Origin of the sequence: Sneathiella aquimaris (assembly GCF_026409565.1) — a bacterium.
Classification (GTDB): domain Bacteria; phylum Pseudomonadota; class Alphaproteobacteria; order Sneathiellales; family Sneathiellaceae; genus Sneathiella; species Sneathiella aquimaris.
Window position 1 is genome coordinate 3524960 of the sequence record NZ_CP112881.1, and the last position, 24001, is coordinate 3548960.

General features: G+C 48.5%; 25 protein-coding genes. 8 read left to right on the plus strand and 17 right to left on the minus strand.

The features are described 5' to 3' along the window. Positions 1-64: 64 nt before the first annotated feature. A complete protein-coding gene (locus OIR97_RS16580) occupies positions 65-418 on the minus strand; it encodes a MarR family winged helix-turn-helix transcriptional regulator (RefSeq protein WP_169543326.1) in 354 nt (117 codons plus the stop codon). 107 nt (positions 419-525) lie between these two features. Between OIR97_RS16580 and OIR97_RS16585 the strand changes: the two genes are divergently transcribed. Then, positions 526-1140 (plus strand): LysE family translocator, encoded by a 615-nt coding sequence (locus OIR97_RS16585; RefSeq protein WP_169543327.1) that lies wholly within the window; start codon positions 526-528, stop codon positions 1138-1140. Positions 1141-1155: 15 nt separating this feature from the next. Here OIR97_RS16585 and OIR97_RS16590 read toward each other — a convergent pair whose 3' ends face one another. From OIR97_RS16590 to OIR97_RS16630, 9 genes are all read right to left on the minus strand, one after another. Next, positions 1156-2535: a leucyl aminopeptidase family protein gene (locus tag OIR97_RS16590; RefSeq protein ID WP_407696685.1), complete on the minus strand. Its 1380-nt coding sequence runs from the start codon at positions 2533-2535 to the stop codon at positions 1156-1158. Between the two features lie 117 nt (positions 2536-2652). Then, complete coding sequence (locus tag OIR97_RS16595) at positions 2653-3705, minus strand: TAXI family TRAP transporter solute-binding subunit (RefSeq protein ID WP_169543328.1); 1053 nt, start codon at positions 3703-3705, stop codon at positions 2653-2655. 126 nt (positions 3706-3831) lie between these two features. After that, positions 3832-4713, minus strand: a complete 882-nt coding sequence (locus tag OIR97_RS16600; protein WP_169543329.1) for a response regulator — start codon at positions 4711-4713, stop codon at positions 3832-3834. A gap of 66 nt (positions 4714-4779) precedes the next feature. After that, positions 4780-5178 carry a PilZ domain-containing protein gene (locus OIR97_RS16605; RefSeq protein WP_169543330.1) on the minus strand — a complete coding sequence of 133 codons (399 nt, stop codon included), beginning with the start codon at positions 5176-5178 and terminating at the stop codon, positions 4780-4782. Positions 5179-5372: 194 nt separating this feature from the next. Then, positions 5373-5861, minus strand: a complete 489-nt coding sequence (locus OIR97_RS16610; RefSeq protein ID WP_169543331.1) for a GFA family protein — start codon at positions 5859-5861, stop codon at positions 5373-5375. Positions 5862-6035: 174 nt separating this feature from the next. After that, positions 6036-6740, minus strand: a complete 705-nt coding sequence (locus tag OIR97_RS16615; RefSeq protein WP_169543332.1) for a hypothetical protein — start codon at positions 6738-6740, stop codon at positions 6036-6038. A gap of 17 nt (positions 6741-6757) precedes the next feature. Further along, positions 6758-7375, minus strand: coding sequence for a hypothetical protein (locus OIR97_RS16620; protein ID WP_169543333.1), 618 nt, complete (start codon positions 7373-7375; stop codon positions 6758-6760). A 177-nt stretch (positions 7376-7552) separates the two neighbouring features. Continuing rightward, positions 7553-7735, minus strand: a complete 183-nt coding sequence (locus tag OIR97_RS16625) for a hypothetical protein (protein ID WP_169543334.1) — start codon at positions 7733-7735, stop codon at positions 7553-7555. A 275-nt stretch (positions 7736-8010) separates the two neighbouring features. Then, entirely contained in the window at positions 8011-8619 is a 609-nt protein-coding gene (locus OIR97_RS16630; protein WP_169543335.1) for a cysteine hydrolase family protein, read from the minus strand. Positions 8620-8712: 93 nt separating this feature from the next. Between OIR97_RS16630 and OIR97_RS16635 the strand changes: the two genes are divergently transcribed. Beyond that, positions 8713-9588, plus strand: a complete 876-nt coding sequence (locus tag OIR97_RS16635; RefSeq protein ID WP_169543336.1) for a LysR family transcriptional regulator — start codon at positions 8713-8715, stop codon at positions 9586-9588. On the opposite strand, the gene OIR97_RS16640 is transcribed toward OIR97_RS16635, so the two are convergent. Together OIR97_RS16640 and OIR97_RS16645 are read right to left on the minus strand one after the other, a co-directional pair. Then, positions 9585-10058 (minus strand): MarR family winged helix-turn-helix transcriptional regulator, encoded by a 474-nt coding sequence (locus OIR97_RS16640; RefSeq protein ID WP_169543337.1) that lies wholly within the window; start codon positions 10056-10058, stop codon positions 9585-9587. The two genes, OIR97_RS16635 and OIR97_RS16640, sit on opposite strands and share 4 nt — an antisense overlap. A gap of 205 nt (positions 10059-10263) precedes the next feature. Continuing rightward, entirely contained in the window at positions 10264-12432 is a 2169-nt protein-coding gene (locus OIR97_RS16645) for a malate synthase G (RefSeq protein WP_169544323.1), read from the minus strand. Between the two features lie 131 nt (positions 12433-12563). Between OIR97_RS16645 and OIR97_RS16650 the strand changes: the two genes are divergently transcribed. Beyond that, positions 12564-13379, plus strand: coding sequence for an IclR family transcriptional regulator (locus tag OIR97_RS16650; protein WP_169543338.1), 816 nt, complete (start codon positions 12564-12566; stop codon positions 13377-13379). Here OIR97_RS16650 and OIR97_RS16655 read toward each other — a convergent pair. Both OIR97_RS16655 and guaD read right to left on the minus strand, forming a co-directional pair. Beyond that, positions 13310-14557, minus strand: a complete 1248-nt coding sequence (locus OIR97_RS16655) for an ATP-binding protein (RefSeq protein ID WP_169543339.1) — start codon at positions 14555-14557, stop codon at positions 13310-13312. The two genes, OIR97_RS16650 and OIR97_RS16655, sit on opposite strands and share 70 nt — an antisense overlap. Before the next feature lie 156 nt (positions 14558-14713). Further along, positions 14714-16051 carry a guanine deaminase gene (guaD, locus tag OIR97_RS16660; protein WP_169543340.1) on the minus strand — a complete coding sequence of 446 codons (1338 nt, stop codon included), beginning with the start codon at positions 16049-16051 and terminating at the stop codon, positions 14714-14716. A 201-nt stretch (positions 16052-16252) separates the two neighbouring features. On the opposite strand from guaD, the gene OIR97_RS16665 reads away from it, so the two are divergent. Beyond that, complete coding sequence (locus OIR97_RS16665; protein ID WP_169543341.1) at positions 16253-17371, plus strand: acyl-CoA dehydrogenase family protein; 1119 nt, start codon at positions 16253-16255, stop codon at positions 17369-17371. A 20-nt stretch (positions 17372-17391) separates the two neighbouring features. Here the strand turns inward: OIR97_RS16665 and OIR97_RS16670 are convergent, their stop codons facing one another. Both OIR97_RS16670 and OIR97_RS16675 read right to left on the minus strand, forming a co-directional pair. Further along, the gene (locus OIR97_RS16670; RefSeq protein WP_169543342.1) at positions 17392-18315 is read right to left on the minus strand and encodes a DMT family transporter; all 924 of its coding nucleotides are present in this window, start codon (positions 18313-18315) and stop codon (positions 17392-17394) included. Continuing rightward, positions 18305-18898, minus strand: a complete 594-nt coding sequence (locus OIR97_RS16675; RefSeq protein WP_169543343.1) for a nitroreductase family protein — start codon at positions 18896-18898, stop codon at positions 18305-18307. The genes OIR97_RS16670 and OIR97_RS16675 overlap by 11 nt, the downstream gene beginning before the upstream one ends. A 114-nt stretch (positions 18899-19012) precedes the next feature. Between OIR97_RS16675 and OIR97_RS16680 the strand changes: the two genes are divergently transcribed. The 4 genes from OIR97_RS16680 (at position 19013) to OIR97_RS16695 (ending at position 23158) form a co-directional block, all read left to right on the plus strand. Beyond that, a complete protein-coding gene (locus tag OIR97_RS16680; protein WP_169543344.1) occupies positions 19013-19528 on the plus strand; it encodes a MarR family winged helix-turn-helix transcriptional regulator in 516 nt (171 codons plus the stop codon). A 451-nt stretch (positions 19529-19979) separates the two neighbouring features. Beyond that, on the plus strand, positions 19980-20981 hold the full coding sequence (locus OIR97_RS16685) for an ABC transporter substrate-binding protein (protein ID WP_169543345.1): 1002 nt from the start codon (positions 19980-19982) through the stop codon (positions 20979-20981). A gap of 73 nt (positions 20982-21054) precedes the next feature. Next, positions 21055-21954: an ABC transporter permease gene (locus OIR97_RS16690; RefSeq protein ID WP_169543346.1), complete on the plus strand. Its 900-nt coding sequence runs from the start codon at positions 21055-21057 to the stop codon at positions 21952-21954. Continuing rightward, on the plus strand, positions 21947-23158 hold the full coding sequence (locus OIR97_RS16695; protein ID WP_169543347.1) for a quaternary amine ABC transporter ATP-binding protein: 1212 nt from the start codon (positions 21947-21949) through the stop codon (positions 23156-23158). Before OIR97_RS16690 ends, OIR97_RS16695 begins: the two co-directional genes overlap by 8 nt. On the opposite strand, the gene OIR97_RS16700 is transcribed toward OIR97_RS16695, so the two are convergent. Continuing rightward, positions 23155-23994, minus strand: coding sequence for a hypothetical protein (locus OIR97_RS16700; protein ID WP_169543348.1), 840 nt, complete (start codon positions 23992-23994; stop codon positions 23155-23157). The genes OIR97_RS16695 and OIR97_RS16700 overlap by 4 nt on opposite strands. Positions 23995-24001 lie beyond the last annotated feature (7 nt).

The following is a 24001-nucleotide window of genomic DNA, read 5'->3' on the forward strand; positions in this document are numbered from 1 at the left end:
TGATGAACAATACTTGCCTTCCCCATATGACAGGAAAAAGACAGGGCACAAGTTTTAATCCCTCTTATTCAGCGAGATGATGCCACGCCGATTGTTCAATCACCTCAGAAAACTCACTCAGATATACAGAGCCTTTGACAGTTCGTGCCACGGTTATTGATCGCTTATCCCGTTCATCGGGACGGCGTTTTAAAAGGTCTAGCTTGCTGAGCGTATCAAGTGCGCGGGTTACGGCTGGTTTGGAAATTTTCAAATGCGCCGCCAATCCACGAACTGTATGGGGCGGAGGGTCCAAATACACGATAAGCATGATCGCCATCTGGCGTGCGGACAGATCCGGGCCATCCCGCCGGATTAACTCCGTAAGGGATTGCTCCCATAATTTCAGAACCGCTTGAGTATTACTGTGTCCCTGCATTGTTGAATGGTGCCACAGTTGTTTTCATTACGCAAGCGAAACAGAAACAACCTTGCTTTTTTACAACAAATGGAAAAGGGTCAACAGGTCGCAAAAAGGAATAAAAAGTGAGTCCTGAATTTTTAATAACGTCATTTATCGTCGTTCTGGCACCCGGAACAGGCGTTTTATATACCATTGTGTCCGGTTTATCCCGAGGCCGCGCCTCTTCCGTTGCGGCTGCCTTTGGCTGCACTCTTGGAATATTACCGCATCTCTTAGCAAGCATCATCGGGTTGGCAACCCTGCTTCATACCAGCGCCCTTCTTTTTCAGGGGGTCAAATATGCTGGTGTGGCATATCTTCTTTATCTTGCTTGGAAAACCTTGCAGGATAAGGGCAGCTTAAGTTTTACAAATCAGGAACCAAGCCGGAAAAGCGTAATTTCAACCATCGTTACCGGTTTTGCGATCAACTGCCTCAATCCCAAATTATCAATTTTCTTTTTGGCCTTCTTGCCTCAATTTGTCCCCATAAACAGCCCTTCCCCGACCGGCATGATGGCTGGCCTTGGGGCCATTTTTATGGTGATGACTTTTGCCGTTTTTATCCTCTATGGTGTCTTTGCCGCCCAGTTACGGCATCAAATTACCAGTCGACCCAATGTTTTGGCGTGGTTTCGGCGAGGCGTTGCCGGGGCCTTCACGGCCCTCGGCACAAAACTCGCTTTCACGGATCAGTAACCCCCTGTTCCTTTTTTAGCGGGCATACCGTTCTTTGAGATAGGAATAAACAGCGCGGATCGCGAAAGCTTCACCGCCAATTGGACGGCCTGCGCGGGCGCGATTGTTATACGCCATGATATCAAAATGAACCCAGCTTTTGCTTTTTTCAACAAACTCTTTCAAGAAAAGCCCCGCTGTAATTGCTCCCCCAAAACCGGTAGAGCCACTATTGTTGATATCAGCAATTTTACTGTCGATCAGCGATCGATACTCCGACCAGAGAGGCAACCGCCAGACAGGATCATTAACCGCTTTTGCATGCTTTTCAATCCCGTCAAACAGGCCTTCATCATCCGTGAATGTTGCTGCCAATTCAGTACCGACCGCAACCCGTGCAGCGCCTGTCAACGTAGCAAAATCAATCAACAGATCAGGCTCTTCCTCGTCCGCTGCGGTCATGGCATCAGCAAGAACCAATCGACCTTCGGCATCCGTATTGCCGATTTCAACAGTTTTCCCGGACCGACTGACCAGAACATCCCCGGGGCGATACGCATTTCCAGATACAGCATTTTCCACAGCCGGTATCAAAACCCGCAACCGGACGGGCAAATTCGCATCCATAATAAGATGGGATAGCGCGAGGGCCATTGCAGCGCCGCCCATATCTTTTTTCATCATCAACATCGCCGCTGAAGGCTTAAGATCCAGGCCACCTGTATCAAAACACACACCTTTGCCAACGATGGTCACCTTTGGTGCATCGCTGTCTCCCCAAACCATGTCGATCAGCCGCGGGGCCTCGGAAGAGGCGCGGCCCACCGCATGAACCATCGGGTAATGATAGGTGAGCAAATCATCCCCCACGATATTGGTCTGACGTGCTTCAAACTCTCCCGCAATTTGAGAAGCTGCCGCTTCCAAGGCACGTGGTCCCATATCGGAGGTTGGGATATTGACCAGATCACGGGCGAGATTGGTCGCGAAAACCAGTCTTTCAACTTCGTCAGCATCTGCATTTTCAGGCATCACCAGCGTGGCAAATGTGGCTTCGCTTTTTTTATAGCGATCGAAGATATAAGTGCCAAGCGACCATCCTGCGGCAACTTCCGTTGCGAGGTTCGCCTCCAGCTCCATAGCAAGATGATAGATGCCTTCCGGCAGATTTTCCGGTAAACCGGCAAGTGACCAGATATCCCAGCTATTCGTTTCTTTCATTAAAACAACTGAGCTAATCGTGCCATCATCCCCTGGAACAATCAGGTGCTGCCCTTCTTTTCCGGTAAAACCGTTTGCATCAATCCAAGTCTTCACGCGGTCAGATTGACCATCACACCAGCCCGAAAAAGCGGTTGGTGCAACAAGATTAATCGGAATTGAGGATGCAACCTCGTCTTGCGTTACATGCGGGATCACAATTATCTCCTTGTCATTTTTTTATACATTTATAGAACACCGCCAACACAGCATGATCGGCTGGGATCTTTACCATTTTACACATTATGTCATGAGAAAATAAATCAGGATGAATTAGCCGTCCTCTTCGGACCGGATTTCCATATAGAATTTTCGCGCGCCGGAATGAAGAAGATTACCAACGCCCTCCAAGGCCGTTTCCAGCCGGATCAACCTGCCTTTTGCATGCCCCCCATCCAGAAGCACACGGTTTCTAGGGTGCCATAACGCCCGGGTAATAGCATAGACAAGATCATCATCCATTTTGGCACTAACAATCCATTGCGTACTCACCGCCAGGGTTTCAACCTCCCCTATACCAACATATGTGCCTGCAGGAATATTGCTGGTGGAAAAGAACGGGTGGGCCTGAATAAGGTCCTGTGCTTCTTTCCCCGTGATCGGCAAAAGGTCTACAAGGCCATTTGACGCCAGTTCCGCGACAGCTATTGCCGGATAGCCTGCAACAAAAAAGAACGCATCCAGCTTATTTTCCTGCAAAAAACGGATAGATTTATCTGGATTAGCGGTGACCGGAATATAGTCTTTTTCACCGATTTTATAAGCGGACAAAATCGCCTTGGCATTTTCGCGCGTGCCCGACCCGGACAAATCAATGGAAATGCGTTTTCCCTTCAGGTCCGCAACAGTCTTGATATTGGCGGCTTTTCTGACGACCAAGTGAACATTTTCAGGGTATAGGTTGGCGATAACGCGCAGATCCTTCTGCGCCTGTTTGTTTCCTTTAAAGACGCCCTGCCCCTTGGCCGCCGCATGAACGATATCGGACTGAGCCAAGCCTGTTTCCAGATTTCCGGATAAAACACCTTTAATGTTGGCAACGGAACCGCGCGTGGTTTGTGCGGCAGCAATCAAACCGGGGACCCCACAACTTCCGCCGTCTTCGCAGGAACGACTACCGGGCGGTCCTGTAATTGTCGTACCAATAAGTGTACCAATCGGGAAATACGTGCCTGACGTTGAGCCTGTGCCGATCCTGAAAAACGTTACTGACTGGGCCGGAGAGAGAGCGGTTAATGCAGACATCCCCAATATAAAACTAAGACAAAAAATCCCGATGACAGACCTGCGGCGGCACCCTTTTTCCTGTCTTGTTTTTTCAGTCATACCTGTTTTTTTTCCACTTCCCAATTTGGCTTTTACACCAATACATTTCTAGCCCTGTTTATAATATAGGTCGACCGAAATCCGGAAAGTAGTCCATATTGGACAAATTCCCGCTCATTCAGGGAATTATTGACTAGCCGTTTTCAAAATGCTCGTTAAATCCTGGATATCAAATGCCAGATCCGCAGACTGTCGTAATTCTTTGCATGCTTTGTGAATGGCAAATGGAATTTGCATCAGCAGTTCCTGTTCCTGTTCTTTCAGATCCTCGTTAGAGGTCAATAAACGGCGCAGCAGATCCCGCAACGCATCACAAAATGCTGCAACATGATTAAATTCACTTCCGAGAATCCGGTGCTCCAAATCTTCGTTCATACTCAGCATGTCCTTGATCAGTTCCTGACGTTCCTGCAATTTACTGGGATCTGCCCCCAACGATAAAATTCGGGAAGAATGATGAAGGAACAGTTCGGTATAAATTGTAACCTTTCGATCATTCACCGCCTGCAGAGCATGTTTGATATTTTCCGGCGTGGCATCCAGCTCCGGTTTATTCTCAACCTTGGCCTGAAGAGAGTTAGGGACTACCATCTGAGACACACGGGACATCCCCCGGACGATCTGACGCCGTTCTGGTCCAATATAGTCACTTGTCACAATAAACGGCTTTCTGGCCGCCACCAGCCCGCTTACGCGGTCTCGCAGATGGGCGTTCGACATCGGCCGGATAATCAGATCATCCGTCCCTGAATCAATCGTACTGTGCACAACATCGGGCGACGCATCCCAAAGCGTCACGATCACATTGACAAAAGGGTTATGACCAATCGCGTTATGGCGGATTTGCTTAATCAGATCACAAGTATCCTCGCCAACACTTCGGCTGTCTCCTACGATCAGATCGAAATGTTTCTTTTCCAATCGCTCCATGAATTCTGAATGATTGCTAACCGCCTCGACTTCACCAAAGCCGATATTCAACAAAGCAACACGCGTATTATATCGCATGGAAGATTGCGAATCCAAAAGAAGCGCTGATGCCGGTTGAAAGCGATGATCAAACATGAATTAGGGTTACGCTTTCGGTAAGATCCGCGTTAAGTGAGCAAAGATTGTATCTGGGTTGTCGACAAATTGTATACCCACCCGTGTGTGATCCTGCCAAACCACGTTACAGCGGAACATCCCCAATTTCGGGATATGAAGTTCAAGATCCGTCTTTTCGAAAATGGGCTCGCTCAAATCAACTTTTGCCCCGTTTGCAGAAATATCCCGAACAACGCCCGTTATTTCCCGCACTTCACCTTTCAGTGTGACCTGATTGAAGCACAACTTCAATTTGGCTTCCCACACAACACGGCTGCGTCGGAAGGCCCTGTTTTCTGCGTAAACTGTCTCCCCAGAAGCACCGGCGGAAGCGCGCTCACTTTCCAGTTTCGACAGCATTTCCTGAATGTCTTTGCCAATAATCATCTACTCTTCTCCGGGCCAACGAGCCCTTTGCTTATGCTGCAAACAGACTGACAGATTATTTAAACCGAAATAGATTAATAAAAGGCAAAAACAACTGGTTTGGAGGATAGGATCCGCCACCGCAAAACACCAAGGTTCTATTACTCTGAACCTTCAAAGCCCTATAACCAATGCGAAAAGAACCGACCAAGGTACTATTCAGTGCCAATAATATGCGGTTCAGCAAAGATCGTCGCGGCGTTCGGGGTGCCGTCATTTTCGGTTGCGTGCTTTTTGAATGTGTCGAAATGCGGCGGCACAACAGTGCCCTGCAGCGCATCCGCCAAGAAAATATGTTTGGCATTTTCCGGAGTGATTTTCAGCCAGTTGGGGTCATCTAACGTCCCACCGTAAACGCCGACAACGCCATCAAATCGCTCGAAAGTCAAAAACAACTTGGTCCCGCAATTGTCACAGAAATGAATGTAAACTTCCTTCCCGCTGCCCTTAGATAAATGCGTGTAACGCTTTGGTGCCCCCAGGGTTATCTTGACGTCCGCATTTTCGAATATCGGCTCCACCAGATAAGCCGAGCCAGTGGCACGCTGGCAGAATTTACAATGACAAATGGTCGTTCGTGCCGGTTGCTTTAATACTTCGTATCTAAGTTTTCCGCACAGGCATCCACCTTTGGCATTCGTCATTTTCTGGCCTCCTGACCGTCAATTTTCTGACAATAACACAGAATTGCCCGAACTTCTCACTGCAGAATCGGATCTGAATGAAATTCTCGATCAAGAAAATGTTTGGCGTGCATTCAGGGGATTGCAACTAACCTATTGGGGAGAAAGAAATTTTACTTTAAGATATTCCGATTGCTACCAACCGGCACAACGGGACTGTACCTGTTGATAACTTTTGGGTGTGTCAATCTTCAAATTGGCTTTTCTTTTTTGTTTTTGAAACTCTCGAATAACCGGCTTCAAATCATGATAAAGTGAATTTTCCATTGAATCTGCGGCTCTTTGCACCGAACCGGAAATGACAGGGCGTAATCGATCCGCTATTTTTCGCAACGCACCATCAATCATTTTCGTGAAGTTTTTCTGAACCGCCATATTGATTTTCATATGTTCCTGTTCATGCGCCAGAATGACCTTGAAATTACAGCTGCCTGGTTTGTATTTACGGTCAATGAAAATCTGCGCTTCTCGCATGCCGTATTTGAAATCGATTTGCGTCAACCGTACACAATAACGGCCATCGGCCAGTTTTCTTCCCTGAACCTTCAGGCTGAATTCGTACCCATCATTTGTATAGGTCAACCCGCGAAGCTGTCCTGCCGTTGTTGGCTTGAAAGCACCCGTGCGGTTGGCGATACGCTTTATTTGCGATGAAGATTTATTGGTTATGAGTGCAGTTTTGGCGTTTGTCAGAAGAAGCCGGATTTCAGGAGTTTTGTATGTGTCTCTGCATTGTCCGGCAGATAATGCGCGCGCTTGAGACAGGGGCAGGAGCAGGGCACACACGATCACCGCGCTAATCCAAAGAATTTTTGCCTCTGAAACATACCAAATGTTCATAACCTTACCGTACCAGATTAATCGAACAATGCATCAATATCAGACTGGTCCAACAGCTCTCCACCAGAAACTTCGATAACCTCCGGCGCTGGTTTGGGCTGTGGGCGGGCGGGTGTCGCGGGCTCAACCGGTTTCTCCTGACCCGTCCAGGTCTGTCGCTGAGCGTCTTTATTCGGGGCGGCTTTTTCAGTGACCTGACCGTTTATTATACCACCAATTCGGTCTATCAACCCACGAATTAATGAGCATTTCGCCCCAATGAACTCACGTTTTTCAGGAGTTTGCAATTGATCGCGATCACTATCAAGAGATTTTTGAAGCAGGCTTAGCTGCTTATTCAGGATTTTAACATTGCTCTCAAACGGCACACGATATTCAGGCGGCGAGACGTCATATGCATCGATTGCCAACTCTTTATCTGCAATTCCACTCTCGCGGAAATGATCCCGGTAATGTTTGGGCAGCCACATCAGAAAATCGTCCAGCATTTCGGGCATATCTGCTACCAATTCCGCGAGCATCAAGGCCTCGTTAAAATGGTTCAGATAATCTGTCGCCAATAAAGACACGGCATTGACATTCGTGCCAATCGCTTTCGCCCTATATCGTTCTAACTGACTTATTGTTTCCGCCATACACACTATCGCTATGCTTACTTCCGAAAATATTTTTGTGTCTAGCGTATCTTAGGATGAGAATCTTAAATAAAAGTGAGGAACAACCTGTCGTTCCAATAAATTCTAATGAATACTTTAAATAACATGCGTGTAGACGAACAATCCAAACGGCATTTAGGCAACCTCAACAAAACCTTATTTTTGGACGAGCAAAACCGTTTCATTTTGCGCAGTTTCCTGCAATCCGTCCCCGTTATTCAGTAATAGAACCGTCGACAGAAGGAGCATCAGGGTCAATACAGCGGCGGAACTCAGGAAACGAGAGTAACAGGTTTTAATTGAGATCGTATTTCCAATATCTTTGAACATCAGCTGCATTTTGCCCTCCCAATAAGCTAGTTGATGAGGCAGAAAGTAACGCACTTTAAAAGTGAATAACAAGCGTATTGATTGAAAATTATTTTCCAAAATGCACGATAAAAGTTTAAATTGTAGGCCTGACGCCTCTTGCCCGACATAACCTACTATATCTTGAGGGTTCCCGATCATACCATCATGTGGATTTTCAATTTTTTCTTTAGCAACTAATAGTATGCAGAAGAAAATGTAGCGGAAAAGCCGAATCGCCGATGCAATTCGACTGAAATTGAAGATCAAGATGCCGCTGCAAATGATGTATGCGTTGGCACCAGTATAGAGAAACGATCCGCAAGACCGGCAAGACAGGTCTGGTGAAGCTGGTCGGCCTTGATAATTGTCCCCTCTGGCCCAGGAAGATCCCGCGTAGCGCAGGCCTCAGTTACAATCGTTGTCCGATATCCCAAATCCAAAGCGGCCCGGGCAGTAGAACTCACACACATATGTGTCATGAAGCCAACAAGAATAAGGTTGGTTTTCCCCAACCTTTCCAAAAGAGTATTTAATTGAGTACCTGCAAAGGCATTCGGTAACCCCTTTTCGACAATCAACTCATCCCCTTTGGGCGCGACCAGCGCGGCTATTGCTCCCTTTCCGCCTTCAGATCGGTCAAAAAGCCCGCCCGCTTGCCCTTTATGGGCAATATGAATGATGTCAGACCCTGCAACGCGACAGGCTTCCAACATTCTCGCAGCTTCTTGCAAAGCAACATGGGCATTGGGAAGCGCAAGGGCCCCATCAATATATTCCTGCTGGCAATCAATCAGAATTAAAACTGCCTCTTCCAGAGCGGGCGGTGTCATATCCGCACCAGATAGCGATAATAGTGTTTCAGGCATCTTCATAAATCCATCCCTTTCAAGTGAACCAACAGCATAAACCTGCAATTTTGCATTTATATTCTTTATAATGCCGATCCGTTATGCAAATATGCATGCATGGACTGGAATGATTTACGATACCTGCTTGCCGTTCATCGATGCGGCACGTTATCTGCGGCCGCCAAGGCGCTAAAGGTCAATCAAACAACAGCAGGGCGAAGGCTTCAGAAACTGGAAGCAGACCTGCAGCAAAAGCTATTCAAACGATCCGAAAACAGAATGTCACTGACGGAAGAAGGGCACATCCTTTTGCGCGCGGCAGAAAGCATTGAACAAACCGCGCTTTCCGTTGAAAATCAACTGAAAGGAAGTAATGCGCTGACTGGCCCTGTACGCGTTACAGCTGTTGAAAGCCTGATCAATCAAATCATCATGCCGTCACTGTCTGAATTTCAGGAAACCCACCCGAATATCGAGCTTTCGCTTATTGGCAGTAGCGAAAATCTGGGTATTGATCGCTTTGAAGCTGACATTGCTGTTCGTTTGGCTCGGCCCGAGAGCGGAGCAATGACAATCCGAAAACTGGCCGATATCGGTTTTTCTGTTTACCATCACAGAAGCCATGACGTTAAGACGCTTGCCACCAACGGTCCGGCCTGGGCTGTTTATGATAAAATATATGAAGACCTTCCTGAAATGAAATGGATCCACACCAATTACCCGAATGTCCATATTGGCCTTCGGTGCCCGTCAGCGGCCTCCATCCTGAACGCCGTTCTGCACACAAAAATGTCGGGTATTCTACCCTGTTTCATGGGGGACACCCATCCGGACCTTATCCGTCTAAGTGGCGAAAAGCCGATCCTGTACCGGGAAGCCTGGATTGCAACGCATCCGGATCTTTACCAAACACAGAGAATACAGGCCGGTTTTAGTTGGCTAAAAGCCACATTTTTCGCTCAACAGGAAAGACTACGGGGGCTTCGATCTTAAAGGATGTCCTGAAACTTTTTTAGCAAGTTAATCAGTTGCTGGTGATTGCGGGCCCCTAATCCATCGATAAACTTCTGTTCCATTTTGACCACCTGTTCCCGTAAAACTGCAAGTTCCGACTGGCCTTTTTCAGTTAAGGACACAGCATAAGCACGTTTATCGCGCTCAACGGGTTCGCGGGTGATCAAATTGTTTTTTTCAAACTGATTTAAAATTGGTACCAGCGAAGAACGGTCCAAACCTGCTGCCCAAGCAATCGCGGACTGGGTTCGGCCGGGATTTTGCGCAATAATTTCCATGACGGAATATTGCCCTGTCAGCAGCTTTACGCCTGATTCTTTCAAAAAACTACTTTGCGCCGCCAACACTGATTTCCGCATAAAATAGCCGACATTTGTCTCGAGTGGGCCAAGCTCCATAGCCTTATGTGCAGACTCTGATGTTTTCTTCTGACGACTCTTTACGCTCAACTACTTGCTCCCAATGCCCCATTTTCCCGCCGCTCAGTTTCGCATTGAACCCCTTTATTTCATTTTTATCTGGGGTACAATTAAGCGAAACTGAAACGCTATTCGGATAGCATATACATTTATCAGTAGTGTTGAAACACAATTTACAACACCTATAAATAGCATTTTTTAGGAACAAAAAATCGGAGAGCTACAAAGCAGGGCTCTATTGGGCCTTCGCTATCAACCGGCATGCATGCAGGATCGGCTCTGTATAGCCACTTGGCTGAACCCGCCCTTTAAAGACCAGATCACACGCCGCTTTAAAGGCGATGGAACCATCAAAGTCTTCTGCCATTGGCTGGTATAATGGATCGCCCGCGTTCTGATCATCCACAACTGCGGCCATTCGTTTCATAATCTGCATAACCTGATCTTCTGTACAAATGCCATGATGCAGCCAATTGGCGATATGCTGGCTGGAAATGCGCAGCGTGGCCCGATCTTCCATCAGTCCCACATTATTGATATCCGGAACCTTGGAACATCCAACGCCCTGGTCAACCCAGCGCACAACATAACCCAAAATACCCTGAGCGTTATTTTCGATCTCTGCCGTGATTTCTGCATCTGACAAATTCTGACCGGCCATCAGAGGCGGGGTTAGAATATCATCAAGGCTTGCGCGCGGACGATTTGCCAATTCCGCCTGACGGGCGGCAACTGAAATCGTGTGATAATGCATCGCATGCAAGGTCGCCGCTGTCGGCGAAGGAACCCAGGCACAATTTGCACCGGCCATTGGATGCCCGGTTTTAGCAGTCATCATTTCTGCCATCTCATCGGGCTTGGCCCACATTCCCTTACCAATCTGGGCATGTCCGGGCAGACCCGCAGCCAAACCGATATCCACATTCCAGTCTTCATAGGCAGCAATCCATGCCTCCCCCTTGGCATCATCCTTTCTCATGAAGGGGCCCGCTTCCATACTGGTATGGATTTCATCACCCGTTCTGTCCAAAAATCCCGTATTAATGAAGAAAAGCCGTTCAGATACAGCGCGAATGCACTCTTTCAAATTAACGGTTGTCCGCCGCTCTTCGTCCATGACGCCTACCTTCAAGGTATTGCGTGCGAGACCAAAACCATCTTCAACTGCCGCAAAAAGATCGTTCGTAAAAGCAACCTCTTCCGGGCCATGCATTTTGGGTTTCACAATATAAACACTGCCAGCCCGACTGTTTCTAAGACCTGACGTTTTATTGAGGTCATGTAGCGCGCAAGCTGTTGTCATAACCGCATCCAGAATTCCTTCCGGCACTTCTCGTCCGTCTTTGTCCAGAACGGCCCCATTTGTCATCAAATGCCCGACATTCCGAACCAGAAGCAGACTGCGGCCATGCAGAACAATTTCTGAACCGTCTTTGCCCGTATAGACACGATCTTCGTTTAATTTTCGACTGACCGACGTCCCGCCTTTCTCGAATTTGTCGGCAAGATCACCTTTCATCAGGCCCAACCAGTTTCGATAAACCAGAGCCTTATCCTCTGCATCAACCGCAGCAACAGAATCTTCACAATCCTGAATGGTCGACAGTGCCGATTCTACCAACACATCTTTCACATTGGCCGGGTGGTCCTTACCAACAGGATGGGCCGCATCAATTTGAATATCCAGGTGCAAACCATTATTTTTCAATAGAACTGAGGTTAAATGTCCGTTTTTTATATAACCAACAAACTTGTCTGGATCGGCAAGGCCAGTTTTCGAGCCGTTCAGCAACGTGACCTGCAACTCACCCTCGCTGTCGAGGGCATATTCTTTCGCATCTTTATGCTGACCGGTCGCCAATGGGGCCGCATCGTCCAGAAATGCTGATGCATATTCAATAACCTTTGCTCCGCGCACAGGGTTATAACCCCCGCCTTTTGTCGCGCCGGCATCCTCCGAGATTACATCGGTGCCATACAGCGCATCATACAGACTGCCCCAGCGGGCGTTTGCTGCGTTGAGGGCATAGCGCGCGTTCATAACAGGGACCACCAGCTGGGGGCCCGCAACGGACGCAATTTCGGGATCGACATGATCGGTTGTTACCCTGAAATCATCGCCCTCAGGTACAAGGTAGCCAATTTCCATCAGAAACGCTTTATAGGCTGCCGGGTCCGGGGTCTCGCCTTTTTGAGCGAGATGCCAGTTATCAATCTTCTCCTGCAGGAGTTCGCGTTTTTCCAGCAGCGCCCGATTGCGCGGTGCAAAATCGTTGAGAACTGTTTCCAGAACCTGCCAGACCTTATCCGCCTCAAGATCCAGACCAACGGTGATTTCATCTTTCACCAACGAGACTAATTCTTCTGCAACCTGCAACGTTCCGATCTGCATGCGGTCTGCCATTGCGAACCCTTTCTTTGACATAGTGGGCATCACTCAAACAGTGAGCCAGTAAATTTTACCCATATTGACAGTTTCTTTCTTTCAGTGGAATATAATTTGGAAATGTTTTCACAATACGGAAAAATCCACCTATGGCACCCGAAACCAGCCCGACAAAATCCCGTACCGGCCAAGTCCAGTCTCTGACCAGAGCCCTAAGCGTGCTGAATGTCATTGCGGAAAATCCACCCGGCATGACACTTACGGGTATCTCCCGTGCTTTGGGTCTTGCCCCCTCAACCAGCCATCGATTACTAACCACCCTTCAAGAAGAACGTTACGTTCAATATGATCGCGATAGCAGTCATTGGCAAATTGGCATTCAAGCCTTTGTTACCGGAAACGGTTTTCTTTCCTCTCGCGACCTTGTCAGTGTCGCTCGCCCGTTCATGAGAAGAATGATGGAGGAAAGCGGGGAAACTGTTAATCTTGCAATTAGCGAGGGCGACGATGTCATTTATATGGCTCAGGTGGAAAGCCGCGAAATGATGCGGGTATATTCAAAACCGGGCAATCGGGTGCCTCTTCATTGCTCCGGGGTCGGCAAAGCCATCATGATGCTTATGAATGACACCGATATCGACAGAATAATATCTCTTCGAGGACTTCCCAAACTAACAGAGAAAACATTCACTGACAGCGACCAGTTAAAAAGGGAGCTCCTTCAAAGCAGGCGCCAGCGTTTTGCTATCGATGACGAAGAGCATGCGGTGGGCCTGCGCTGTGTGGCCAGTGTAATTTACGACGAATATGCTGAACCATTAGCAGCGGTTTCCATTTCCGGTCCGGCCGCCCGTATTTCCACAGAGCGTCTCCCGGTTCTCGGCCAAACAGCCTTTCAATTTGCGCAAGAAATCACCGCGGCTTTGGGCGGCAGGACACCGGCGGACGCGGCAGACGTTAAATAATGCCATTCCACCCGTGATTGCGGCACGACGAGGCGAGCTGTCGTTCCGGCATCCGCCTCGCTGATCAACTGAAACGAGACCTGGTGCAACTCTGCCAACGCTTTCACAATTGGCAATCCTAATCCGGTACCCTGGGTTTTGTTATTGATGTCCGTTCCAGCCTGTGCAAATGGCTCCAGCATCTTGGAAGTCATGGCTTTGGGGATCCCCACGCCGGTATCAATCACGTCGATTTGCAAATCGCCGCTTTGCAGCTCCTGACACTCAACAAGAACCGTCCCGCCCGGCGGCGTATATTTTATCGCGTTTGAAATCAGGTTCAACAGCATCTGTTTAAAGGCTCTTTCATCTGCCCGTAAAATCGGCGTCCCTATCTTACACTGGCAACCCAGATGAACGCCTTTTTCCACTGCCAGAACATGGCACATCTTGACCACGTTCGCGGTTAGACGGTTCAGATCAACTGAATTTTCCTGAAGCTCATAACGCCCCGCTTCGATCTTGGACATATCCAGAATATCGTTAATCATGGAAAGAAGATGACGTCCACTGTCCAGAATATCCTGTGCATAGTCCTTATATCGCGGCTCTTCTAATTTACCGTAGGCTTCAGAGGCGATCAGTTCAGAAAAACCAATAACCGCATTCAGCGGCGTTCGCAGCTCGTGACTCATATTTGCCAAGAACTGGGTTTTCATCTGATTGGCCTGTTGTGCCTGTTGACTGATTTTGACAAGATCCGCATTTCTGACACGCGTTCTTTCCACCCCGGCTCGCAACAAAGACAGACCGGTTCCCATCCCTAGATACAAGCCATCCCTGATAATAACGAAACCTGATAAAAGGGCTTGCGGATACCCGTTCGCAATACACCTTTCCACATCATCCAGCGGGGCCTGCACATCGACAATCAATGGATTGGTATCCATGAGTTCACTTACCGGCCGTTTCCCATAAACAGCGTGACCATATTGGGTGGCCATTTTTATGATCAGCTCGTCTCTGGAAATGACCCCCACTGGAACCCCAGAACGTAACACCGCCACACCGCGAACGGTTTCGCGTTGACGGAAAAACTCAGCCACATCCCGACATAGCATCGTTTCCTGTACTGGCGAAACATCCTGCAGGATTTCCAGCATTGCGGGCCGGTGCCAGTGTTTTTCTTGCCTACTCATTGCAATCCCCTGCGCAATCACACTACTCAAGAGGGTGTACGGTAGGGCCGCAAAGGTTAACAAAGTCCAACAGAAAAATGACAGTTTGATGAAATTAGGCCAGTCCGATGCGACGCCGATCACACAACTGGCTCAAGGCTCCTGAACGGCGGCTCTTTAAAGATGCGTAAACGACATTCTTTTCGTTTCCATGCTTCGTTCCGCAGCCAGCGCACCCCCTACATATGTTGCCCGAACCGCGTCCGCTGGTGCCAATGTCATCAGGACAAACAGGATTTCATGCAAGTCAGCCGCATATTTCAAACGGTGCGCCAATAAATCCGTCGCTTTCAAATCGATAACCACCATGTCCGCCTCCATCCCCGAGGCAATCGATCCGATTTTATCATCAAGATAAAGGGCCGTCGCTGCCCCCCGTGTCGCCAGATAGAAAGCCTGCCAGGCAGTAAGCGCAGAGCCGCGCAACTGGGCAACCTTATAGGCCTCCCCCATCGTGGAAAGCATCGAAAAACTGGTTCCAGCCCCCAGATCTGTTGCCAGCCCCACCCGTACTGGTCGTTTCTCATCACTGGCTTTTTTAAGATCGAATAAGCCGCTCCCCAGAAACAGGTTTGACGTTGGACAATGAGAAATCGCTGCACCCGCTTCATGCAACCGCTGAAAATCGCTTTCACCCAGATGAACCCCATGACCAAAAATGGCGCGCGGGCCAACATGCCCGAACTGATCGTAAACATCCAAATAGTCTTTATGCCCCGGAAACAGATCACGCACCCATTCTATCTCGCCTTTATTTTCAGAAATATGGGATTGCAGATATGTGCCCGGATGTTCCTGCCAAACAGCCCCAGTCATTTCCATCTGTTCAGCGGTACTGGTCGGCGCGAATCGAGGGGTTACGCTATATAAAGAACGGCTGTTACCATGCCATTTTTTAATCAGCGCCTTTGTTTGATCATATCCGGTCTGTGCCGTATCCAGCAATTCTGGTGGAGCATTTCGGTCCATGAGAACCTTGCCTGCAATATTCCGCATTCCTGCCTTGTTGGATTGCTCAAAAAACGCATCCACAGACGCGGGTTCAACCGTACAAAAAACTGACGCTGTAGTTGTTCCGCTTGCGAGGGCCTCTTTTAGGAAAAGATTTGCTGTCAGCTCAGCATGCGCCTTATCCCCAAATTTCTGTTCTGCGACAAAGGTGTATTTGTTAAGCCAGTCAATCAACTGCTCCCCAAACGCGCCGATAATTTCCGTTTGCGGATAATGGACGTGACAATCAATAAAGCCAGGTAAAATAAGCGAGTCCCGGTAATGGACAACTTCCACGTCTGCGGGTAACGTTTTTAACAGCACTTCTGCCGGGCCGACCTGCTGTATTTTGCCGTTCTCCATGACCACTAAACCGTCGGATTCATAGAACAGGAAATCCTCCGTCGTAGTAAAAAACGGATTATCCCGAAAGGAAACAACAGTTCCGCGAATGGCACATATCATGGCTTGCCCCAAGGCTGATAAAAATACAAAGGCCCTTCAGTGGACCGAACAGACAATACTATCTGATTTTAGGCCTTAAACGCAGGGCTTTTTTATAAATCCATGCGTTCCTGCCATGGGATTTGGTGATTTTTTCTCCATGCGGAAAGTTTGATGACATTTCTTCAAGAAGCTTTTAGGCTAAACCGAAAAAGGTGATTGATGAACTATTCCACACCAAGGCTCGCAGAACGCGTTGCCCACTATACGCAAGAGATCATTCTTCCAAATATCCTGAACTGGGAAAAAAACCGAACAGCCGACCGGTCTTTCCTGACGGCCGCAGCTGACTTTGGACTTCTAGGCTTGGAAACCCCACTCGACAAAGGAGGGTTAGGGGGAAGTTTCCTGGACAAGGTTGCTATGGCACGGGAGATGTCTCAAGCCTCAATGGCTGTGACCTTTGCCCTCATCAACAGTCAGAATATTGCAGCCCGGCTCAGTGGAAGCCCCGTATCCCGTCATGCCGAAGAGATTGCACCGCTTTTAAGGTCTGGCAAGCTGGTCGGGTGTACCGCCCTTACGGAACCCTCGGCCGGAAGTGACTTCGCAGCCATTCAGACTTCCGCCACGAAAACAGCGGGAGGCTGGATATTGAACGGCGAGAAGGCCTGGATTACCAATGCCGCCCATGCGGATATTATCATGCTCTATGCCCAGACAGATCCGGAAAAAGGCTGGCGCGGCATTGCCTCTTTCCTGATAGATGCCAGAAACCCGGGCTTTAAGCGGGGAGACTGTCATGACATTTTGGGCGGCCATTCAATCGGTGCTGGCGGTTTTTCCCTTACGGATTATTTTGCGCCGGATGAAGACAGGCTCGCCGCGCCAGGAGACGCTTTTAAATATGCCATGACAAGCATTAATGGTGCCCGCACATACGTTGCGGCCATGTGTGCCGGGATGCTTCGAAATGCATTGGATCAGGCCATCACTTACGGAAAAGAAAGAACCAGTTTCGGGCAACCCTTATTGCAGCATCAGGGATTAAAATGGACTTTGGCAGATCTTGCGACGGAACGGGAATGCCTTGATCTTTTAACCGCAAAAGCCGCGCACCACATCCACACCGGTGCCGATGCGGTTTTAAGTGCAGCCTATGCCAAAAAATATGCAGGAGAAATTACAGTGCCCGGCGTTACAGCCTGCATTCAGGCAATGGGGGCCAATGGATTAAAGGCAGATACGTTACTTGGACATCATCTAGCCTGCGCAAAAATTGCCGCCTACACAGATGGCTCGACCGAAATGATGAAAGAAAGAATTGCCGCTTTCTTTTGATCGCGGCAATTCTGGAAGGTTTACTCTTTCATTTGAGCAACAACTGTTGTTGCAATACCAAGTGCAATCACGGCCGCCCCAACCCAGGTTAGAAACGCATAGCTCTCGCCCAACAAGAGGGTCGCGGCAATCAATCCAACCGCAGCAGCAACATACCCTAACTGGCTCAGAAGAACCGGCCCCCCTTTTTGCTGCAATCTGAAAAACACGGGAAATGTCAAACCACCGACAACAAGCTGGGCGAAAGCCGCCCAAGGCGACAGCGCCAGTTCGTCAACGGAAACAGTCCCATCAACCGCAACCATTAACACAAGAAACACGACCACTGAAAAGAGGTGGCTCCAAAACGCCAATGTGTCAGGCAGTGCCCCGTCTGGCCAGTCCATAGTTCTATAAATATTGCCGCACGCCAAAGTCATCGGAATGGCCAGCGCTGCCAGAAGCCACATTACAGGTGGCGCTTCGGGTGCAGATCCTCGTGTAACGCTTACGATTGAGGCCCCGACAAGGCCTACGGCAATACCCATCAATCCGATTTTTCCCGGTGTTCTTAACCGAAAGACCGTTGCCAGCGAAAGTGTAAAAACGGGAGACAGGGCAAACATCAAACCCGTATAGCCTGATCCAGCATGCGGGATCACACTAAACAGCAGAAGATTGGGGATAATGAAAGAAATCACCGCTGAAATCACCACATAACGGATCATCCGACCCCGCGGCCAGGCAAGACGTTTCTTAAGACCCAGTACAGGAAACAGGATAAGGCAAACGCCAAGAGATACCAGCATTGCCCAGAGCATGGGGGATACCCCTGCCTCCCCTCCGATTTTACCCAATGGAAAGTTTAGACCAACCAATATCCCGGTAACCAAAAGCAGGATCGCCGGGTTTTCTGAAATTAACTTTGAGCCTGAATGGGCGGCGTCTGGCGAGTTAGCTGTCATCGGAATATAGTCCTTCAAAAGCAAGTTCCTGTACAGGCATTCTTGAACTGGGCATCTCGCGTTCCTGCAAAAATTCTGGCAATAGGGAAACCGACGCTCGTTTTCCAATTGCAACAACGGCCTCCAGCTGCAACCTGTCTGGTAAATTCAGTGTCCGAACCGCTGTTTCTAAATTCTGAATGGCCATCGCATGGGCAGAATATCCTGAAACGGTTGCCTGTAATGCCAGCTGTGCCCATGCTGCACCTGTATCAAAACTATGGGTTTGCGACGGCTTATCATCGGCGTCGGCACGGGTGATCATCCGATCAGAAGCGATATAAATCAATGCAGAAGCGTTTTTCGCCCATCCTTTATTAAAATCATCCAGAATATCCAGATGCCCTTGCCAATGGACATCATTTCGCCGGGAATAAAAGAAACGCCAAGGCTGGATATTGTAGGCAGATGGCGCCCACCGGGCTGCCTCAAGCATTGTTAGCAAGTCAGACTGAGGGATCTCAGCCTGATCAAAAGAACGAGGAGACCAACGGTTCATGAAAACAGGATCAATGGGATATTCAGAAACACGGGACTGGAACATGATAAACTCCTTCACTTTCACAAATAATTTGATTAGTTTGAAATAAGATAATTTGACAACAAATATTTTGATATCAAATAATTTGATATCGAACCATATGGAAAATACCCCACGATGAGTCAAGAGCAAAAAAACCGGACGCCTGCAAAAAAACAGGAAGGTTCAACAACTGAGAGCATCGTCACACAATGGAATAGGGAGAGACCGGACCTTGATGCGTCCCCAATGGCGGTGTGCGGGGATATATGGCGGGCCGGCATTCGCCTGAACCAGGCAGTAATTGAAAATGCCTCCCAATATGGTCTCGATTTCGCTGGCATGGACGTGTTGCTTACTCTCCGCCGGCAGGGAAAGGGCGAAACCTTAACCCCCAAAGACCTTGCGAAAGATATGATGCTGTCAACCGCAGCAATGACAAACAGACTGGACCGACTGGAAAAACGGGGCCTTATTGTTCGAAACAGCGATCCTCAGGACCGACGAAGCCTCAAAGTCTCGCTCACGGACGAAGGGTTTGATATGGCAGATGAGCTGGTCACGACCCACACAGCCAGAGAAGCAGAATTGATAAAAAATTTAAGCAAAGAAGAACAACAGCTTCTGCAACAGCTTCTTTCAAAAGTTGGATAAACAAATGGGCAGAATCACCTCTTCATCTATTCATTGCGGACGGTCATTGCCGCACTGTCTTCGATTTTCAGGTCATCTTCTTAGCCCGGTGTTTTTTGCCGCAAACTATCCGGGTCATTTTATCGGCCTGTATAGGCTGCCTTAAACCATCCAAGTATTGGCATAATAAATAACAGAAAAAATAATAATTTTCTTTTTAAAACAAATAAACAAAAATATAAATTTCTACAAATACTTTAAAGATCTAATTTATAAATAAACCTACATGTATAAATCAACCTTTTACCTCTTACTTGTCAGTAATTACCAGAACCCGACAAATTTTCTGTGATACTATTTGATTTTTTCCCTCTGATCGATATCATTACGGACAAGCCTTTCCACTATAATCGTTCTTTTTCTTGTTCGTTATTTAGAAACGAAGCAAGAGACATGAAATTGGGAGATACAAATGAAACGCGTACTGGGCGCCGCCCTTTTAGCCGTAGGTTTTATGGCATCGACAGAAGCAAGTGCAGCCTGCGGTAAAATTACGATTGCCGATATGAACTGGAACTCCGCCAGCCTTATCGCCAATGTCGACAAATTCATCCTGACCCATGGTTACGGATGCGAAGCGGAGCTCGTCCCTGGCGACACCATGCCAACAGGCACGTCCATGATGGAAAAAGGCGAACCTGACATCGCTCCGGAGCTATGGAGTAACTCCATGAAGGAAGCGCTGGATAAGGCTGTCGCTGAAAAAACCCTTCGCATTGCAGGTAAATCGCTGTCCGACGGTGGTGAAGAGGGTTTCTGGGTCCCTGAATATATGGTCAAAAAAGACCCAAGCCTTGCAACAATCGAAGGTGTTTTGAAAAACGCTAAAATGTTCAAGCATCCAGAAGACCCTGATAAAGCGGCCTTTGTGGGCTGTCCTGCCGGCTGGAACTGCCAGATCAGCTCTGGCAATCTTTTCCGCGCCATGAAAATGGCGGATGCCGGCTTTGAACTGATTGATCCGGGCTCAAGTGCAGGTCTGTCCGGCTCTATCGCAAAAGCATACGAGCGCGGCGAAGGCTGGTTCGGATATTATTGGGCGCCAACGGCGGTTCTTGGTAAATACAAAATGGTAAAAGTCGATTTCGGCTCAGGTGTTGATTTCGAGCATTTCACCAATTGCACAACCCAAAATGACTGCGCCGATCCAAAACCAACGATGTATCCACCGTCACCTGTTCACACAGTGACAACGGAAGCGTTTGCGGACAAAGCTCCTGAAGCTTACGCCTACCTTTCTCGTCGCTCTTTCAAAAATGCCCAAATGAACAGTTTGCTGGCATGGATGGAAGACAACCAGGCGGAAGGCGATGTTGTCATGGAAGAATTCCTGAAAAACTACGAAGAAACCTGGACACCATGGGTGTCTGCTGAAGTTGCTGCAAAAGTTAAGAAAGCACTCTCCGAGCTTTAACAACGTCAAGCCCCTGATCTTCGGATCAGGGGCCATTCAAATATTTTTGAAATAATATCGGACCCCCCCTCACATGGCAGATGCTTCTTGGCTGACTGAATTTCCAGCAATGGACCGACGCGACCTGACAGCAATCAAAAAAACACTGGATGGCGCTTATCGAGAATTTTCCCGCAGCTACGGGGATATTATCGAAACCTTTTTTGACCCCCTCCTCTATTTTCTGGTCTGGTTTGAAAAACTCCTCATCAACACCCCGTGGTGGCTGATGATCATTATTGTAACAGGCATTGTGCATCTCTCCGCACGATCGTGGAAACTGTCTGTCGGTGTTGTCGTGGCTTTTTCCCTGATCGGATATTTCGGTATGTGGGACAACACGATGCGTACAATGAGCATCATTTTTGTCTGCACGTTGCTCTCCATTGTTCTTGGTATTCCGATTGGAATTGCCATGGCCCGTTCCAACCGGGTACAGGCTGTGGTGACACCTATTTTGGACGTCATGCAAACGATGCCCGCCTTCGTTTATCTCATTCCTGTGGTCATGCTGCTTGGAATTGGTAAAATTCCCGGCGTTATCGCCGTTGTCATTTATGCGATCCCCCCTGTAATCCGTCTGACCAATCTGGGTATACGACTGGTTGACAAAGAAGTACTGGAAGCCGCGACAGCTTATGGCGCCAATTCGTCGCAACGCCTTTGGAGCGTTCAGATGCCGCTGGCCATGCCAACAATCATGGCCGGCATCAACCAGACAATCATGATGGCCCTTGCCATGGTGGTGGTTGCGTCGATGATTGGTGTAAAAGGCTTGGGCCAACCCGTTCTGAAATCGATTACAAACCAGTATTTTACCTTGGGCCTCTTTAACGGGCTTGCCATTGTTGCATTGGCGATCATTTTTGACCGCGTATCGCAAGCCTATGCCAAGAGAACCCAGAAACATATGGAGGGCATGCATAGTGACTGAGCCACTGATAAAAATTGAAAACCTGTATAAGGTTTTTGGTTCAGATCCTAAATCTGTAATGCCCCGCGTTCTTGAAGGGCAGTCAAAGGATGATATTCTGGCCGCAACCGGTCATACGGTGGGCCTTAAAGACATCAACCTGACCATTGGGCAGGGCCAGATCTATGTGATCATGGGCCTGTCCGGCTCCGGAAAATCCACTTTAATCCGGCATTTAAACCGGTTGATTGATCCTACGGAAGGGAAAATCCTGGTCGGTGATGTTGACGTCATGAAACTTGGCAAAAAAGAATTGCAGGATTTCCGCCGTCATAAAATGTCCATGGTGTTCCAGCGATTTGGGCTCATGCCCCACCGTACCGTTCTTCAAAATGTAGCCTATGGTCTGAAAATTCAGGGCATCGACAAAAAAGATCGGGAAGAAAAAGCGTCAACCTGGCTGAATACTGTTGGTTTGGAAGGATATGGTCAACAATATCCCTCCCAGCTTTCAGGGGGCCAGCAACAACGTGTCGGTCTGGCACGGGCACTTTGTACAGATGCTGAAATCCTGTTAATGGATGAAGCCTTTTCGGCACTCGATCCGTTGATCCGCAGCGAAATGCAGGATCAATTGATCTCCTTGCAGGAAGAACTGCACAAAACCATCGTCTTCATTACCCATGATTTGGACGAAGCGTTGCGGATCGGAGACCGGATCGCCATCTTGAAAGACGGCGAACTGGTTCAGGAAGGACCGCCTGAAGAAATTCTCCTGCATCCCGCGACCGATTATGTCGAGGCATTTGTAAAAGACGTTAATCGCGCCCGCGCCCTGACCGTGGAAAATGTGATGAAACCACCCGGGTCACGCATTACGTCCTCGACGATCGATATCGCCTTGAAGCAGATGTTGAAGTTTAAGGACGACTACGGCTATTACGTGAACGAGGATGGCTATCAGGGCGTTGTTTTGCAAAAGACACTGGAAGACGCGCTCAAGGATGGAAATGCTACTCAAATCAGCAATGGAATGCTGGAAGAAGTTCCGCTGATCTCACCCGATTCCGCGTTGGAAGAAATTATTCCGGAAACCCTGAACGCAGATTATCCCTTACCTGTGGTCAGTGAAGAAGGAGAGCTTCAAGGGCGTTTATCCCGGAATTCACTTGCAGAGGTTTTAGGCGGCGATCAGCACAGCGAGAACACGCAAGACAAGTCCTAACGCAACGGTTTTTTCTTTTCAAAAAGCCGGCGCAAACGATGACGGATTTTATGCCGCTTTAACGGATTGGCTTTGGACGGTTTTCCCGTCCAGGCCAAGTCGTAAAGATACTCCCTAGTCCAGTTATCGCCTTGCTCATAGGCTTGTGTGCGGTTGTCGCGCACAAGCAGCCCCTCTTGATTTTTACTCCGGTAAACACGACTTTTTGGCCAGTCTTCTTCTGCCCAGACCCCACCTTTGTTATCGGCAAGATACAGCTTTTTCCCCATCCCTTTTATTTGCCGGGAAAGGCCGTCTGCACCGGACTCAACCGCCCGCGCTGTGTCTTTATCATACACATCAATAAATTTGACTTTCGCCATTAAAGACGCAGGGATCAGGAACGCATTTGTCCGAATATGGGGATTTGGGAAAGGTGGATCCGTCTCAGAGGAGCTTTCCCAACTTCCTGTCGCACCCACTATTCCTGCATCTGAGAATTGCTCGAAACCGGACAGCAAAATAGAAAGCCATCCGTCACAGGCGATTTGACTAAAAGAATTGAGGAAACAGAAATAGGAGTAAGAAAGGGTGCGGCTTACCTTTATGTATGGATCCAGATCGAGTCCACCGTCGCCACCATAATCAAACCGGACAAATTGTGTATCTTCAAGAATTGCCAGATATGGCGCATCGTCACCCAGTTCGAAATCCTTGAAAATCAGCACCAGATCGTGTGCATATGGTTCAGGATGCTGATGGTAGGATTGCAAAAAGGCCTGAAACGGTTTCAGGCCATTTTTCTTGCGGATCAGATGTACGACAGCCACTGATGGGTTTTCTTCATTCTTCATCATACGGGCC

Coding starts and splice junctions, on each gene's coding strand:
- OIR97_RS16580 (WP_169543326.1), bottom strand. CDS start 418: ATGCAGGGACACAGTAATACTCAAGCGGTTCTGAAATTATGGGAGCAA.
- OIR97_RS16595 (WP_169543328.1), bottom strand. CDS start 3,705: ATGACTGAAAAAACAAGACAGGAAAAAGGGTGCCGCCGCAGGTCTGTC.
- OIR97_RS16600 (WP_169543329.1), bottom strand. CDS start 4,713: ATGCGATATAATACGCGTGTTGCTTTGTTGAATATCGGCTTTGGTGAA.
- OIR97_RS16605 (WP_169543330.1), bottom strand. CDS start 5,178: ATGATTATTGGCAAAGACATTCAGGAAATGCTGTCGAAACTGGAAAGT.
- OIR97_RS16610 (WP_169543331.1), bottom strand. CDS start 5,861: ATGACGAATGCCAAAGGTGGATGCCTGTGCGGAAAACTTAGATACGAA.
- OIR97_RS16615 (WP_169543332.1), bottom strand. CDS start 6,740: ATGAACATTTGGTATGTTTCAGAGGCAAAAATTCTTTGGATTAGCGCG.
- OIR97_RS16620 (WP_169543333.1), bottom strand. CDS start 7,375: ATGGCGGAAACAATAAGTCAGTTAGAACGATATAGGGCGAAAGCGATT.
- OIR97_RS16625 (WP_169543334.1), bottom strand. CDS start 7,735: ATGCAGCTGATGTTCAAAGATATTGGAAATACGATCTCAATTAAAACC.
- OIR97_RS16630 (WP_169543335.1), bottom strand. CDS start 8,619: ATGAAGATGCCTGAAACACTATTATCGCTATCTGGTGCGGATATGACA.
- OIR97_RS16635 (WP_169543336.1), top strand. CDS start 8,713: ATGGACTGGAATGATTTACGATACCTGCTTGCCGTTCATCGATGCGGC.
- OIR97_RS16645 (WP_169544323.1), bottom strand. CDS start 12,432: ATGGCAGACCGCATGCAGATCGGAACGTTGCAGGTTGCAGAAGAATTA.
- OIR97_RS16650 (WP_169543338.1), top strand. CDS start 12,564: ATGGCACCCGAAACCAGCCCGACAAAATCCCGTACCGGCCAAGTCCAG.
- OIR97_RS16655 (WP_169543339.1), bottom strand. CDS start 14,557: ATGAGTAGGCAAGAAAAACACTGGCACCGGCCCGCAATGCTGGAAATC.
- guaD (WP_169543340.1), bottom strand. CDS start 16,051: ATGATATGTGCCATTCGCGGAACTGTTGTTTCCTTTCGGGATAATCCG.
- OIR97_RS16665 (WP_169543341.1), top strand. CDS start 16,253: ATGAACTATTCCACACCAAGGCTCGCAGAACGCGTTGCCCACTATACG.
- OIR97_RS16670 (WP_169543342.1), bottom strand. CDS start 18,315: ATGACAGCTAACTCGCCAGACGCCGCCCATTCAGGCTCAAAGTTAATT.
- OIR97_RS16675 (WP_169543343.1), bottom strand. CDS start 18,898: ATGTTCCAGTCCCGTGTTTCTGAATATCCCATTGATCCTGTTTTCATG.
- OIR97_RS16680 (WP_169543344.1), top strand. CDS start 19,013: ATGAGTCAAGAGCAAAAAAACCGGACGCCTGCAAAAAAACAGGAAGGT.
- OIR97_RS16685 (WP_169543345.1), top strand. CDS start 19,980: ATGAAACGCGTACTGGGCGCCGCCCTTTTAGCCGTAGGTTTTATGGCA.
- OIR97_RS16690 (WP_169543346.1), top strand. CDS start 21,055: ATGGCAGATGCTTCTTGGCTGACTGAATTTCCAGCAATGGACCGACGC.
- OIR97_RS16700 (WP_169543348.1), bottom strand. CDS start 23,994: ATGATGAAGAATGAAGAAAACCCATCAGTGGCTGTCGTACATCTGATC.